Genomic DNA, 13,886 nt, shown 5'->3' with positions numbered 1-13,886 from the left:
ACTCATGCATCATACAAGAGGTCTTTTTTTATTTCAAGAACCTGTTTGGTTTCATAACAGGAATGCTCCTCGTCGCAAGCGCCTGCGGGGTCTCACCTGGACACGCTTTTCCCGCTGGAGTCGCCGCCTTCCACTACAATAAATTAACAGTTTAGAGATTAAGTGTCATATATAACATAGTTTTAAAAATAAATTCAAACTTATACGGTAATTGAAAGAAAAATTGTTTTAACCATAAAGGAAATTAAACACCAGCTAAAAGCTAGTGCGTATATTTCTACTTTCATTTCTCATACTGAAAAAAAAGGAGTGATATTTATGGCGAAACGAACTAAGAAAAATGATGCAGAACAGAAGAATAAACAAGGCTTTGACTCCAGTAAAACAGACTCAGAATTCTCCAAAGAATTTGGCAGTGGCAGTGCAAATGCTAATCGAGCTAAAAAAGAAAAGGCTAAAAAAGAAAAAGCATCCAAAAATCAAGGAGAATGGAAAGGTATGCATTAATTTTCTCATCAGAAGACCTCGTCCTCATATCTCAGAGGGTTTTCTTGATTTACAGCGTGAGGTTTATATAATCTATCCACACATCAATTCCACTATAAGAATCTGCTAAATTTAATCGTCTTAATGGATCGCCCTAAAAAAAAGAAATCCACTTTTAAAGGGATTTCTTTTTTTGTATTCTGTAGAAAACAAACTGTATTTCGTCTATTGTCACCTATTCTTTAGATATTTCAACCTTATCATCTATAATAATCCCTTGTTTAACGTAATTTATTAGTTTTCCCGATTCCATCTCTACTCTTTTCCTGCCGTAAGGATAATTAAACCAGTTATCTTCCCTGGTTGTTTGGTCATTAACTGTACACAGAGAATATTCTATCCAATCTGGCATAAACGTTTTTAGTGTTAAATGGAACCTACGCATATGAAAATTTGTGGTAACAACAATTATTCTCTTTATATTATGTAAATAAAAAGCTCTATCCAAGACTAGCAAAGAAGCAAGAACATTTTCTTTTGTATGCAGTGATACATCCTCCACTATTATGTCCTCTTCTGGTATCCCTTGTTCTATAGCTTTCTCTTTTAATAATTGTGCTTCTGTTAACTTGTTACCTTCCCAGATTACTCCGCCTGAAAATAAAATCTTATTTGCTCTACCTTGTTTATAAAGTTGTATAGCTTTTGGTAAGCGATATTCCACGGCCTTATTACTACCTGGAACAAGAATGCAATCACCATTCTTGTTATCATCTTCTAAATTACTATAAATGAGTTCGGTCATTTGTAGGTCAGTAAGTTTATTAGGTTCTAACTGAGAGATATTTATTAACATATTTCACCTCGACAATTGATTAACTCGTTCACTGCACTATTATCTTTATCAGCCTGTAATAGCATCATGTAACAGCATTACTGTATTAATTTGAGTGTGTAAAAATTTTGTGTGAGGGTGTATATACAAGAGAAAGCGAAATGAGACGCGGATGCCCCCACTTGTTGACTGAGCTAATTCCTTCGTGTATATACGAGTTTCTTACTGTCGATAATAAGATAACGATGACTTTGACAAAAGGCTTGTAAAATTTTCACTTCTGATACTGTAATTATAATGCTTATAATCACCAGTTAACAGGTAAAAAAGCAATTCTTTTCCAGAATATGAGCATGTTACAAGCAAACAAAAATAATAATTCAAAAGAAAAAGAGAGAAACCTTTATACCTCAAGGTTTCTCTCTTTATTAGTTGGAAAGAATTACATCATGCCGCCCATTCCGCCCATGTCAGGCATGCCGCCGCCTGGGTTTTTCTCTGGAATTTCGGCTACTACTGCTTCAGTAGTTAAGAACATTGCTGCTACAGATGCTGCATTTTGAAGTGCAGAACGAGTAACTTTAGTTGGATCCACGATACCCGCTTCCATCATGTTCACCCATTCACCGTTTGCTGCGTTGAAACCGATACCGATTTCTTCACGTTTCAGACGATCTACAATGATTGAACCTTCAAGACCTGCGTTGTTTGCGATTTGACGAACTGGCTCTTCAAGTGCGCGAAGAACGATTTTCACACCAGTTGCCACGTCACCTGTTGCATCTGCAGTTACTTCTACTACTTTATTGTATACGTTAACTAGTGCCGTACCACCACCAGAAACGATACCTTCTTCAACTGCTGCACGTGTAGAGTTCAAAGCATCTTCAATACGAAGTTTGCGCTCTTTTAGTTCTGTTTCAGTTGCTGCACCGACTTTAATTACGGCAACACCACCTGAAAGTTTCGCTAAACGTTCTTGTAGTTTTTCTTTATCGAATTCAGAAGTTGTATCTTCTAATTGTGAACGGATTTGGCTTACGCGACCCGTAATTTTTTCTGGTTGGCCAGCACCTTCAACGATTGTTGTGTTTTCTTTCGTTACCACAACTTTCGCAGCGCGACCTAATTGTGAGATGTTAGCAGACTTCAAGTCTAAACCAAGTTCTTCAGTGATGACTTCGCCACCTGTAAGAACAGCGATGTCTTCCAACATAGCTTTACGACGGTCACCGAATCCAGGTGCTTTTACAGCTACTGCATTGAATGTTCCACGTAATTTGTTTACCACTAATGTAGCTAAAGCTTCGCCTTCAACGTCTTCAGCAATTAGGATCAATGGTTTACCTTGTTGAACCACTTGCTCTAATACTGGAAGGATTTCTTGAATGCTTGTGATTTTTTTGTCTGTGATTAGGATATATGGATTTTCTAAAACAGCTTCCATTTTCTCTGAATCTGTCACCATGTAAGGAGATGCGTATCCGCGATCGAACTGCATACCTTCCACTACATCAAGCTCAGTTGTGAAACCTTTAGATTCTTCAATTGTGATAACGCCGTCGTTACCAACGCGCTCCATTGCTTCCGCAATCAATTGACCTACTTCTTCGTCAGCAGCAGAAATAGATGCTACTTGAGCAATCGATTCCTTGCCTTCGATTTCTTTAGAGATTTCTTTTAGTTCAGTAACTGCTGCAGCAACCGCTTTTTCGATTCCTTTACGGATACCGACTGGGTTAGCACCAGCTGTTACGTTTTTCAAACCTTCACGAATCATTGCTTGTGCAAGAACTGTTGCAGTCGTCGTACCGTCACCAGCGATTTCATTTGTTTTAGAAGCAACTTCAGCTACAAGCTTAGCGCCCATGTTTTCAAATGGATCTTCAAGTTCGATCTCTTTTGCAATCGTTACACCATCATTTGTAATAAGTGGTGAACCGAATTTTTTCTCTAGAACAACGTTACGTCCTTTTGGTCCAAGCGTTACTTTTACAGCGTCCGCCAATTTATCTACACCACGAAGCATCAAGCTACGTGCGTCTTCACTGAATTTAATTTCTTTTGCCATTTTGTAAACCCTCCTAAAATATGTTTAAGTATTAGCCTACAATTGCTAAAATATCGTTTTCACGTAAAATTAAGAATTCATTACCTTCATATTTCACTTCAGTACCTGCGTATTTAGAGAAGATGATTTTGTCTCCTTCTTTCACATCTAACTCAACACGTGTGCCGTTATCAAGTACACGACCAGTTCCTACAGCAACAACTTTCCCTTCCTGTGGCTTCTCTTTAGCAGAGTCTGGAAGTACGATACCGAATGCTGTCTTTTCTTCAGCTTCGATTAATTCGATTACGATACGATCGCCTAATGGTTTTAACAAGTGAAACAACCTCCCTGAATGGTAGTAATGTATTTATTAGCACTCTCTGTTCTTGAGTGCTAACACAATTCCTATCATAATGAATCACCCACATTTTTGCAAGTGGGAACATACAGATTTTTTGTATTCTTTGCGAGGAATCTCAAAAAACAATACAATAGGAAAAGAACTTCTTTTGATGAAAGGATCCTATTTGTGAAAAATAACAAAACAGCGTTTTATCTCATATTGATTTACATCTTAATGCAATTGTCTGGAGCCCTATTTGCTCCCCTCATTTTTAGCTATTTAAAAGATCGGGAAGGCATGGAAGTTGAGCAAGCTAAGTTATTGGCAAGTGGCTGGTGGGTATTCCTAAGCATGGCAATTGCCACACTTATTGTTTTTCTTATCCTTCGAAAAGATGGAGCATTTTTAAATAATCTGAAGGGCAAAAAAAGCTCCCTTCCTGTATCCATTCTTTGGGGAATTGGCGGTTTCTTTATGGTACTCTTCGGACAAGCCATTGCTTCCCTGATTGAACGGTCGTTTGGCATCGAGCAGAAATCGGAAAACACCGCGTCACTTATACAGATTGCAGAAGCCGTGCCAATGGCCATTTTTGCAATTGCGTTGTTTGCGCCGATCCTTGAAGAACTGATTTTCAGACGGGTCATTTTCGGTAACCTTGTCCAAAAAACAAATTTCTTTATTGCTGGTGCAGTGAGTGCCATCGTATTTGCGATCATCCATTTCGATTTCACACACCTTCTACTCTATGCTGTATCAGGATTTATATTCGCATTCTTGTACTATAAAACTAGACGAATTTTAACTTCAATTATCGCCCATATGCTGTTGAACGGGTTTGTCGTATTGATTCAACTAAATATCGAAAACATTGAACGTTATCAAAAGTATCTTGAAACACTATCTAACTCTCAATAATCAAAAAGAATCAACAAAAAGCCTTCCACCATTTACTGCGGTGGAAGGCTTTCGTTTTGGCGTTTCGCTTCTTCAATTTGTTGAAGAGCTTCTGCCTTGATATATTTTCGATAACCAATCTTGGCTATAACGATACTGAATTCAAACAGTAAGAGCAGTGGAAGTGTTACCAAAACGTGCGACATAATATCCGGAGGCGTTAAAATATCCGCAACAACTACAAGCACAAGGTAAATATACTTGCGATACTTCGTCAGCATCATCGGTGTCAAAATCCCTAACCGTGTCAGGAATAGTAAGACAACCGGCATTTGGAAAACAAAACCGAATGGAATGGTCAATTGAAATAGGAATTCGAAGTATTCATTAATTCCGATTGTTTGTACGATGTTCAAATCCGTCGCTAAGTCCGCCATGAAATGGATAACGAATGGGAAAACAACATAGTAGGAGAATGAAACACCTGCGATAAATAACAAAAAGATAAATGGAATATAGCTTAATGTTGCCGTTCGCTCTTTTTGATAAAGTCCTGGAGAGATGAATGCCCACACTTGATATAAAATGATTGGGGATGTCATCACAATTGCCAACACCATCATTACGGAAATGAGGATTTTAAAAGGATCCGTAATTTTAAATGCATTCAGTGATATGTCTCGTGCTTCTTCACTTACTTGCAAAAACTGTATCAGTGGCCCAGCCATGAAAAAGCTGATAATCACTGCTATAACAAAGAAAACGACGATGATCATCAGTCGTTTTCTTAATTCAATAATATGTTCAACTGTAGTCATGTCTCTTTCTTCCATCAGAAAAACACCCTAACGTACTTACTTAACTTCTTCATCTAACTTTTTCTTCTTTTTTAGATCGTCATCTTCGTCGTCATCGACTAGACCTCGTGTAGCATTTTTGAATTCGCGAAGCGAGCTACCGAATGCTCGTCCTAGTTCAGGAAGCTTTTTCGGACCGAATACAAGTAAAGCCACTACCACAATCAATAAAATACTTAATGGACCTGTAGGCATGTAGGCACCTCCTCGTGTCTATGTTTATTTTAACGCATTTAGGCTTGGTTTGCGAATTGCTTCTATGAATTATGTGTGAACGTTTCTTCGTCCTGTTTAATGAAGTAAATCAGTGTTTGAAGCTCTACTGACAAATCGATTGTATGGACACGGATCGAATCGGGAACTGTCAGTCTGACCGGAGTAAAGTTCAGAATCCCTTTCACAGATGTTGTCATTAATCGGTCGGTAACTTCCTGCGCAGCACGTGACGGAACGGTCAATATGACCAGCTCGATTCCATATTCCTGTATTTTTTCTTCTAGCTTACTAGGCTCAAAGACCGGAATGTCGCTTAGCATCATCCCATCTTCCGTTGCACTTGTATCAAACGCCACAACGATTCGGGTATTATGATTTTTATGGAAGTTGTATTTCAAGAAGGCAGTACCTAGGCTTCCAACACCAATTAATGCGACATTCGTTTCTTCGTCCTGATCGAGCGTTTGACGGAAAAATGCCAGCAGGTGTTGTACATCATAGCCATAGCCTTTTTTCCCTAATGCACCAAAATGTGAAAAGTCCCTGCGGATGGTTGCTGAATCTATTTTCATTGCTTCACTCAGTTCCTGCGAAGATACCCTTTTCTTCCCCGCATTCGAGAAGTTTTGGATAAACCGGTAATAGAGAGGCAATCTTTTCGTTGTAGCTTGTGGAATTTTAAGCGGTTCTTGTTTCATGCGTTCCTCCTGCATTCAAGCATAAATCGATTTCATCTTACATGAGTAGTTGAGAGAAGTAAAGTTCAGCCGTTGCATGAGTTACTGGCATCCATTAAACTAAGTGAGAACTGAGGTGGAATTCATGATTGTCTTACAAGTGAATCAATTACATAAATCGTTTGTCGTCGATGAAATTCTAAGCGGCGTCAAACTTGAAATTAACCATCGTGACCGTGTGGCATTAGTCGGACGTAACGGTGCCGGTAAATCGACACTCCTTAAAATTATAGCAGGTGAAATGTCATACGACTCTGGAGAAATCATCATTCCTAAAGGAACAAAAGTCGGTTATATGGAGCAGCATGCAGGCATTGACTCCGTTTTGACGATTTGGGACGAAATGATGACGATTTTTGACCATCACCGTGCAGCGGAAAAAGAACTGCGTTCCTTGGAACAGCAAATGGCGAATCCCGACATCTATGAGAATGCGGAATCTTATGCACGCATCATGTCTGACTATGATTTGAAACAAGTAGCATTCAAAGACTCCGGTGGCTATCAGTATGAAGCAGATACCCGCTCCGTCCTTCACGGGATGCAATTTTTCCCGGAAGAATACTCTAAACCCATTCAATCGTTATCAGGTGGACAGAAAACCCGTCTGGCATTGGCGAAACTATTGTTAACGAAGCCCGATTTACTGATTTTGGATGAGCCAACCAACCATTTGGACATTGATACACTCAGCTGGCTGGAACGTTACCTACAAGGATATCCAGGTGCAATCTTGATTGTTTCCCATGACCGTTACTTCCTTGATCAAGTGGTGAACTTTGTCTATGAAGTTTCCCGTCATAAAGTAAAACGTTTTGTAGGGAACTACAGTGCCTACTTGGATGAAAAGGCCAAAACGTACGAACGTGATTTGAAAACATTTGATAAACAACAAGAAGAAAAAGCAAAGCTTGAAGATTTCGTCCAACGAAACCTGGCACGTGCGTCCACTACGAAAATGGCACAGTCACGTCGCAAAGTCTTGGAGAAAACGGATTGGATGGATTCGCCGGACGGAGATGAAAAATCGGCGAATTTCGGATTTTCCATTGATCGTCAAAGTGGCAATGACGTATTGAAATTACAGGACGTCACGGTCGGTTACTCCGGTAAGCCCGTCTCTCAGGATGTTAACCTTCGCGTATTCCGGGAAGACCGTATCGCTTTGGTCGGTCCGAACGGTGTTGGGAAATCGACTTTACTGAAAACAGTCGTCAAAGATATTCCCCCAATAGACGGCTCCATTCACTACGGCACCAATGTTCAATTCGGTTATTACGATCAGGAACAAGCAAAATTGACGGGATCTCGCTCCGTACTGAAAGAATTATGGGATGAGTGGCCATTAATGAATGAGAAAGATGTTCGCAATGTGTTAGGCCGATTCCTCTTTAGTGGCGACGACGTAACCAAGTCTATTTCTTCCTTATCAGGTGGAGAAAAAGCTCGTGTTGCTTTAGCGAAACTGATGATGCTAAAAGCCAATACGTTAATTCTCGATGAGCCAACCAACCATTTGGATCTCGACAGCAAAGAAGTACTCGAAAATGCGCTGATCGATTATCCGGGAACAATTCTTTTCGTTTCCCATGACCGCTACTTTATTAATCGGATTGCCACCAAAGTCATTGAGTTATCGAGTGACGGTGCCTTTGAATATTTAGGGGATTACGATTACTACGTCGAGAAGAAAAAAGAATTAGAAGAAATTCGTGCGGAGCAAGCAGGTCCGAAAGCAGCAGAAGCTGCCGCTGCGAAGCAATCTACTTCCACCATCGATAAAGAAGCTAAGAAAAGAGAGCGACAAATTACAAGACGCTTGGAAGAACTCGAAACGCAATTACAAACCATCGAGGAACAAATTAACGCTGTGGAAGAAAAGTTATGTGACCCGGCCATATTCCAGGATCATACGCAATTATTGGCTCTTCAGACTGAGCTCGATGCTTATAAAGAACAACAAGAAACCTTCATGATCGAATGGGTAGAACTCGAAGAAGAATTAGAAGCATTTTAACTGTTACCGCATGTCAAAACATGCGGTATTTTCTTACTATTTAATCCCCATATATATGGGTCAAGTGCAATTTTCGACATTTTTCTTTCCACAAATTTATTCACATGCAAAAGGTTGATATATCAATCTATCAACAGACTTATACACACTATCCACAGGCGAAAAAGTTTTTATACACATTCCTTCACGTTAAACGTACCACTATATATTGAATTCCAGTCACTTATACACAAGTTGTCCACAAAATGTGCATAAGTACAGATGTTCTCTATTGACATCGTAAATCATTTTTGCTAAAAAAAGAATCGATTCTCTATAATAAGAGAATCGATTCTTCTTAATTCCAGTCGAATAATGTCATACCCGGTCTGCCGTTCATTGCCATCGTACTCGTATGGCCTTTTTCGAACATAACAGAGCCTGCCGCAGCAATCATTGCGGCATTATCGGTGCATAAAAACAGAGGTGGTACGGTAAACGGTATGCCTTCTTTTGCAAAAGTATCTTCCAATGATTTTCGCAAGCCTTTGTTTGCAGAAACCCCACCAGCTGCGATGACTTGCTTGACGTTATATTGCTTCGCTGCACGCAATGTCTTCGCTGTAAGCACTTCTACCACACTGTTTTGGAATCCTGCCGCAACTGCCTGAGGCTTTATCTCTTCCCCACGCTGTTCGGCATTGTGCATATAATTGATGACCGATGACTTCAATCCGCTGAAGCTGAAATCATACGACCCTTCTTCTAACCAGATTCGTGGAAAATCAATGGCTTCTTCGCTTTCATGCGCAAGCCGGTCAATATGTGGCCCACCTGGATAAGGTAGCTTCAATACTCTTGCCACTTTGTCATACGCTTCACCTGCCGCGTCATCACGTGTTTCCCCGATTAGCTCAAAAGATCCATGTTCTTTCATTAACACAATTTCCGTATGACCACCTGATACGACAAGTGCCAATAACGGGAACTGCATCGGCTCAACTAATTGGTTGGCATAAATATGTCCAGCAATATGATGAACCCCAACGAGAGGTAGTTGATGTACGAATGCAAATGCCTTCGCCGCATTAATACCAATCAGTAGCGCACCAACAAGTCCTGGTCCTTCCGTAACGGCTACAGCATCCAAATCACTCGGTTGCATGTTCGCTTGCTTCAACGCCTCTTCAATCACGATGGTGACTTGCTCCACATGGTGACGAGAAGCGATTTCCGGGACCACGCCTCCAAAGCGTTTATGGCTCTCGATTTGAGAGGATACAACATTGGATATAATTTCACGTCCATTGCGCACAATCGATGCTGCGGTTTCATCACAGCTAGTTTCAATACCTAATATAATTTGATCTTTCGTCATTTGAATTCCACCCACATTACCAGTGCATCCTCAAGATTATCTGAATAATAACCTTTACGGATTCCACCATTTTGAAAATCTAATTTACGATATAAATTTTGAGCAATCGTATTGCTGACTCTTACTTCCAAAGTCATAAGTACAGCCCCATTTTCTTTTGCCACTCGAATCGCTTCACGCATAAGCCCTTCTCCGATTCCTTGGCCTTTCACCTGCTCAGTCACTGCCACATTTGTGATATGACTTTCATCCATGACGAGCCACATCCCACAAAACCCTACAATTTGTTGGCCTTGATCTTCCGCCACTAAATAGTAGGCATGCAAGTTTGTTGTCATCTCCTGAACAAACGCATCACGAGTCCAAGGAAGACTGAATGCTTCCTGTTCGATTTTCAAGACGCCATCGATATCGGCAACCGTCATTTTTCTATAGCTGACAGATTCACTCATTCGTTTTGACCAGCCTTTTGCTGTTCCGCACGCCAATTCGTTTCAGCTTCCGTAATCCGCTTATAATCGGGAACAAAATGATGCGTCTCTTCTATAGAAGGAAGAGGTTTCTTCATCGCAAGTTCAATTACGACAGAGGCTTTAGGTAAGTCATGATAAAATGGTGCGCGAATGGCACGTTCCCCTAAAACTTGTTGAATGGCTTCCCAGTGAATGGCTACATCTTTGCCGACGAATAAGATATCTTCTTCTGTAGCAGCCAGCTGTTCCAACAAAACATCCAATGCGTAATGTCCATCAGGCAATGTAGCATCCAGTTCATTCGTATAAATAGCTGAAAACACGTTCTGTCTTCTAGCATCCATAATCGGACAAATGATGCCTTTAAAAAGTGAACCATTGCCAGCTAGCGTTTGAAGACTAGATACTCCAACAACGGGTATTTTTAGCGTCCAAGCCAACGTCTTAGCTATCGTGACACCAATACGGACTCCTGTATAGGATCCAGGACCTTCTGCCACTGCGATGGCATCCAGTTCATTCGGTTTAATGTCTGCTTGTCTTAAGGCTTCTTCTACAGCAGGCATAGCCCCTACTGAATGCGTTACTTTTATCGAGCTTGTCCATTCAACCAATAACTGATTATCTTTGACCACAGCGATCGTTAATGGCACATTCGATGTATCGATTCCTAACCATATCATGCAAATAACTCCTTACATAATTGCTCATAACGTTCACCTATTGGTGTAACTTCAAAACGTCGAGCAAATTCATCTTCGTAAAAAACTTCGATTTGTAAACGCTCATTCGGCAAATCATCTTCAATCAACTTTGCCCACTCAATCACCGTCACGGCATCTCCGTAAAACAATTCATCCCAGCCTAAATCTTCTTCACTGTCAGCAAGGCGATAAACATCCAAATGATTAAAAGGTAACCTGCCTTCGTATTGCTTTAATATCGTAAAGGTTGGGCTGTTCACATTACGTTCTACGCCTAAGCCTTTTGCAAAACTCTTTGTGAAAGTCGTCTTGCCTGCACCAAGATCGCCTTCAAGTGTAATCACATCTTGTGCTTCTACAAGCGACCCTAAACGCTGGCCGAATTGTTCCGTTTCTTCAAGTGATGTGACTCTTTTTATATAAGTCATATAGTTAATCCCTCACTGATGTTTTCTCTAGTGTACCGAATCCACCGCAATACTTCACTTTATTTGTAACAGCGTATGCGATTTGTTTTTTATGATACAAAAAAATCCACAGAGAAAGTTTCCTTTCTTTGCGGATTGATAATTTTAGATAATGGCGGTCCCGACGGGAATCGAACCCGCGATCTCCTGCGTGACAGGCAGGCATGTTAACCGCTACACCACGGGACCACATAATATTTAACGACAAGATTTATTATACCAATGTATGAAAATATTACAATACTTTTTCGAAAAAAGTTTAAAAGTTTTTTAAATTTCTTATAAGTACTTACTAATCACTGAATTTAGGACTATAAAACCTTTAAGAACTAAGCGGCAATACATAATAAATGTACCAATTATATTCCAATTTTGTTATTCTATTCATAGAGGGAGAGGATATGAGTGAAGAAGATTTATGTATTACTATTTTCGTTTGTTCTGATTTTAACAGCAAACGTTGGACAAGCGAATGCAGAAGGATTTACGGATGTGAAAACTGGTGCTGACAAGATCATGTATTTATCTAATGAAGGAATAATTAATGGATATGGGGACGGACGTTTCGGACCGAATGATACTGTTACACGTGCACAAGCTGCTTTAATGATTGCTAGAGCGTTAGATTTGGATACAAAGCCAAGAGATACTGATTTCCCCGATGTCAATATAACTCATGACTTCTCAGGTGCAGTCCAGTCAGCCGCTGACTTAGGAATCATCCAAGGTAGCAATGGGAAATTCAATCCATTTGCCACTGTTGACCGCGGCCAAATGGCATTAATTATCGCCAGGGCTTTTGAATTAAAGGAAGAAGAGGTCATTTCTTTCTCAGATATATCAATCAACACTAAATCTTACTCTGCCATCCGCAAGTTGTTAGCTGCGGGTGTTACTGAAGGCTATACGGATGGAACATTCAAACCATCTAAAAAATTGACCCGTAGTGAATTTTCTTCTCTACTGGCACGTGCTTTAAACCCTGCGGATAAGAACTTCAAGTTACCTGTTAATGTTTGCGGGTATGAACCAAAGAGCAAAAAACAAGACAGACAGACAGTTAACTGCTTATTGACACGAGAAGCGCTCAAAGTAGGAATTCCACCGGAAATTGTTAAATCAGTCGCTACAAAAGAAAGTGGACAGTGGAAACAATTTAATCTGGATGGCACCCCTGTAATGGCTCCTGATGGTGGAATTGGATTGATGCAAATCACAACTACCGCTGGATACAATGTAGACTTATTAAAATCTGATCTTGCGTACAACATATATGCTGGAGTAGAAATGTTGAACACGAACTTCATAAATAAAAATCTGCCATCAATTGGTGAAATGAAGCGAGAAGAATTGCAAAGCTGGTACTTTGCAGTAATGGCTTACAACGGGATTAAACCTAAAAACAGTCCACTCTACCAAGATAGTGGTCTAACTAACACTGTTGCTTATCAAGAAGGCGTTTTCAGTTTATTGTATTCAGCCTATGAATTATCGAATGTTAATCTTAGTCCCAAGGGCATGAGAACAACTGATTTCCAATACGATAAAAATTCAACAGCGAATATCAACTTCCAAAAAATGCATTATGAAGTCGCTGCAGCTGACAGAATTTTATCGAAAGAAATGTTCGAAGCTGGAGACGATACAGCGCGATATGATGGTCGACTACGTCCATCTCCTGGAACTTCATTAAAAGAACTAGCGAATATCACGTCTAAAGACCAAATTACCATCCTTGGAGGTCTTGTTTATGACGAAAAAACGAATTCTCCCAAAACTTTTGCATGGTATCCTGTCAAAGCGGAGCAAAATGGCAAGACTTACTATGGCTACATTGCTTCAAAATACATTAAATAATAATTTGCCTTGCAGATAATTGTCTGCAAGGCTTTTTTGTATTGTATTTTTTCCTCTCCTCAGAGGAAAAGTGCCGTTAGCGAGAACGGAGTGTTAGATTGGTAATCTCATATAACAAGTCAAGTTGGTCTTTGAGACAGTTTTTATCATTAAAAGTTGCTTTCCTATTTTTATCGCTCATTTGACGGTGTTTATCGCTCATACTGGGAATTTATCGCTCACTCGGAGGATTTATCGCTCATATAAGCCACTTTATCGCTCAAAGCCGTCTCACTCGCAAGTTCACTTGCTGAACCAACCGATGCCTAATTAATCGAAATACTCTAAAGAGTCCCTCTCCAACAGTAAAGAGCCATTCAAGGATAGTGGAATGGCTCCCATTTGGGGTTCGGGTTTAAAACACAAGGTAGCCATAAAACCTTTAATGTCTTTTTTCCGCTACGCTCCTGTTCAAACCCTTAAAAAGAACACAAAAAAACCGCTACCTCGAAAGGTACCGGTTTTTTACTTTGCCTAGCGACGTCCTACTCTCACAGGGGGAAACCCCCAACTACCATCGGCGCTAAAGAGCTTAACTTCCGTGTTCG

14 protein-coding genes, 1 tRNA gene and 1 rRNA gene are annotated in these 13,886 nt (G+C 40.2%); 4 read left to right on the top strand and 12 right to left on the bottom strand.

The genetic code is table 11. From position 1 onward, the window contains the following. Window positions 1-318: 318 nt before the first annotated feature. Complete coding sequence (locus M9R32_RS15885) at window positions 319-507, top strand: hypothetical protein (protein ID WP_269927710.1); 189 nt, start codon at window positions 319-321, stop codon at window positions 505-507. 214 nt (window positions 508-721) lie between these two features. On the opposite strand, the gene M9R32_RS15880 is transcribed toward M9R32_RS15885, so the two are convergent. From M9R32_RS15880 to groES, 3 genes are all read right to left on the bottom strand, one after another. Continuing rightward, a complete protein-coding gene (locus M9R32_RS15880; protein ID WP_272508384.1) occupies window positions 722-1,342 on the bottom strand; it encodes a YdcF family protein in 621 nt (206 codons plus the stop codon). A 421-nt stretch (window positions 1,343-1,763) separates the two neighbouring features. Further along, window positions 1,764-3,392: a chaperonin GroEL gene (groL, locus tag M9R32_RS15875; RefSeq protein ID WP_269927709.1), complete on the bottom strand. Its 1,629-nt coding sequence runs from the start codon at window positions 3,390-3,392 to the stop codon at window positions 1,764-1,766. 31 nt (window positions 3,393-3,423) lie between these two features. Further along, window positions 3,424-3,708 (bottom strand): co-chaperone GroES, encoded by a 285-nt coding sequence (gene groES, locus M9R32_RS15870; protein ID WP_269927708.1) that lies wholly within the window; start codon window positions 3,706-3,708, stop codon window positions 3,424-3,426. Window positions 3,709-3,903: 195 nt separating this feature from the next. Between groES and M9R32_RS15865 the strand changes: the two genes are divergently transcribed. Next, a complete protein-coding gene (locus tag M9R32_RS15865) occupies window positions 3,904-4,635 on the top strand; it encodes a CPBP family intramembrane glutamic endopeptidase (RefSeq protein ID WP_269927707.1) in 732 nt (243 codons plus the stop codon). Between the two features lie 32 nt (window positions 4,636-4,667). Here M9R32_RS15865 and tatC read toward each other — a convergent pair whose 3' ends face one another. From tatC to M9R32_RS15850, 3 genes are all read right to left on the bottom strand, one after another. After that, window positions 4,668-5,447, bottom strand: a complete 780-nt coding sequence (gene tatC, locus M9R32_RS15860) for a twin-arginine translocase subunit TatC (protein ID WP_269927706.1) — start codon at window positions 5,445-5,447, stop codon at window positions 4,668-4,670. Window positions 5,448-5,468: 21 nt separating this feature from the next. Continuing rightward, window positions 5,469-5,666: a twin-arginine translocase TatA/TatE family subunit gene (tatA, locus tag M9R32_RS15855; protein WP_269927705.1), complete on the bottom strand. Its 198-nt coding sequence runs from the start codon at window positions 5,664-5,666 to the stop codon at window positions 5,469-5,471. Window positions 5,667-5,728: 62 nt separating this feature from the next. Continuing rightward, window positions 5,729-6,385, bottom strand: coding sequence for a redox-sensing transcriptional repressor Rex (locus M9R32_RS15850; RefSeq protein WP_269927704.1), 657 nt, complete (start codon window positions 6,383-6,385; stop codon window positions 5,729-5,731). Between the two features lie 124 nt (window positions 6,386-6,509). On the opposite strand from M9R32_RS15850, the gene M9R32_RS15845 reads away from it, so the two are divergent. Next, entirely contained in the window at window positions 6,510-8,441 is a 1,932-nt protein-coding gene (locus tag M9R32_RS15845) for an ABC-F family ATP-binding cassette domain-containing protein (protein WP_269927703.1), read from the top strand. 337 nt (window positions 8,442-8,778) lie between these two features. Here M9R32_RS15845 and tsaD read toward each other — a convergent pair whose 3' ends face one another. From tsaD to M9R32_RS15820, 5 genes are all read right to left on the bottom strand, one after another. Beyond that, window positions 8,779-9,798: a tRNA (adenosine(37)-N6)-threonylcarbamoyltransferase complex transferase subunit TsaD gene (gene tsaD, locus M9R32_RS15840; protein WP_269927702.1), complete on the bottom strand. Its 1,020-nt coding sequence runs from the start codon at window positions 9,796-9,798 to the stop codon at window positions 8,779-8,781. Next, on the bottom strand, window positions 9,795-10,250 hold the full coding sequence (rimI, locus tag M9R32_RS15835) for a ribosomal protein S18-alanine N-acetyltransferase (RefSeq protein ID WP_269927701.1): 456 nt from the start codon (window positions 10,248-10,250) through the stop codon (window positions 9,795-9,797). Before rimI ends, tsaD begins: the two co-directional genes overlap by 4 nt. Beyond that, window positions 10,247-10,954 (bottom strand): tRNA (adenosine(37)-N6)-threonylcarbamoyltransferase complex dimerization subunit type 1 TsaB, encoded by a 708-nt coding sequence (tsaB, locus tag M9R32_RS15830; RefSeq protein ID WP_269927700.1) that lies wholly within the window; start codon window positions 10,952-10,954, stop codon window positions 10,247-10,249. The genes rimI and tsaB overlap by 4 nt, the downstream gene beginning before the upstream one ends. Continuing rightward, the gene (tsaE, locus tag M9R32_RS15825; protein ID WP_269927699.1) at window positions 10,951-11,403 is read right to left on the bottom strand and encodes a tRNA (adenosine(37)-N6)-threonylcarbamoyltransferase complex ATPase subunit type 1 TsaE; all 453 of its coding nucleotides are present in this window, start codon (window positions 11,401-11,403) and stop codon (window positions 10,951-10,953) included. The genes tsaB and tsaE overlap by 4 nt, the downstream gene beginning before the upstream one ends. A gap of 152 nt (window positions 11,404-11,555) precedes the next feature. Further along, window positions 11,556-11,631 (bottom strand) — tRNA-Asp (locus M9R32_RS15820). A gap of 216 nt (window positions 11,632-11,847) precedes the next feature. Between M9R32_RS15820 and M9R32_RS15815 the strand changes: the two genes are divergently transcribed. After that, the gene (locus M9R32_RS15815) at window positions 11,848-13,299 is read left to right on the top strand and encodes an S-layer homology domain-containing protein (protein ID WP_269927698.1); all 1,452 of its coding nucleotides are present in this window, start codon (window positions 11,848-11,850) and stop codon (window positions 13,297-13,299) included. A gap of 511 nt (window positions 13,300-13,810) precedes the next feature. Here M9R32_RS15815 and rrf read toward each other — a convergent pair. After that, window positions 13,811-13,886: ribosomal RNA gene (gene rrf / locus M9R32_RS16140) — 5S ribosomal RNA — on the bottom strand; the annotation flags it as partial.

The sequence above is a fragment of the Paenisporosarcina quisquiliarum genome (genome assembly GCF_027563315.1).
Taxonomy (GTDB): Bacteria; Bacillota; Bacilli; order Bacillales_A; family Planococcaceae; genus Paenisporosarcina; species Paenisporosarcina quisquiliarum.
The sequence above is the reverse complement of the archived record's forward strand: the minus strand, read 5'-3'. Positions and strand labels throughout refer to the sequence as shown.

Bases quoted from the DNA above. Each gene is read 5' to 3' on its own strand.
- M9R32_RS15880 (WP_272508384.1), bottom strand. From the start codon at position 1,342: ATGTTAATAAATATCTCTCAGTTAGAACCTAATAAACTTACTGACCTA.
- M9R32_RS15850 (WP_269927704.1), bottom strand. From the start codon at position 6,385: ATGAAACAAGAACCGCTTAAAATTCCACAAGCTACAACGAAAAGATTG.
- tsaE (WP_269927699.1), bottom strand. From the start codon at position 11,403: ATGACTTATATAAAAAGAGTCACATCACTTGAAGAAACGGAACAATTC.
- M9R32_RS15885 (WP_269927710.1), top strand. From the start codon at position 319: ATGGCGAAACGAACTAAGAAAAATGATGCAGAACAGAAGAATAAACAA.
- tsaD (WP_269927702.1), bottom strand. From the start codon at position 9,798: ATGACGAAAGATCAAATTATATTAGGTATTGAAACTAGCTGTGATGAA.
- tsaB (WP_269927700.1), bottom strand. From the start codon at position 10,954: ATGATATGGTTAGGAATCGATACATCGAATGTGCCATTAACGATCGCT.
- tatC (WP_269927706.1), bottom strand. From the start codon at position 5,447: ATGGAAGAAAGAGACATGACTACAGTTGAACATATTATTGAATTAAGA.
- tatA (WP_269927705.1), bottom strand. From the start codon at position 5,666: ATGCCTACAGGTCCATTAAGTATTTTATTGATTGTGGTAGTGGCTTTA.
- groL (WP_269927709.1), bottom strand. From the start codon at position 3,392: ATGGCAAAAGAAATTAAATTCAGTGAAGACGCACGTAGCTTGATGCTT.
- M9R32_RS15845 (WP_269927703.1), top strand. From the start codon at position 6,510: ATGATTGTCTTACAAGTGAATCAATTACATAAATCGTTTGTCGTCGAT.
- rimI (WP_269927701.1), bottom strand. From the start codon at position 10,250: ATGAGTGAATCTGTCAGCTATAGAAAAATGACGGTTGCCGATATCGAT.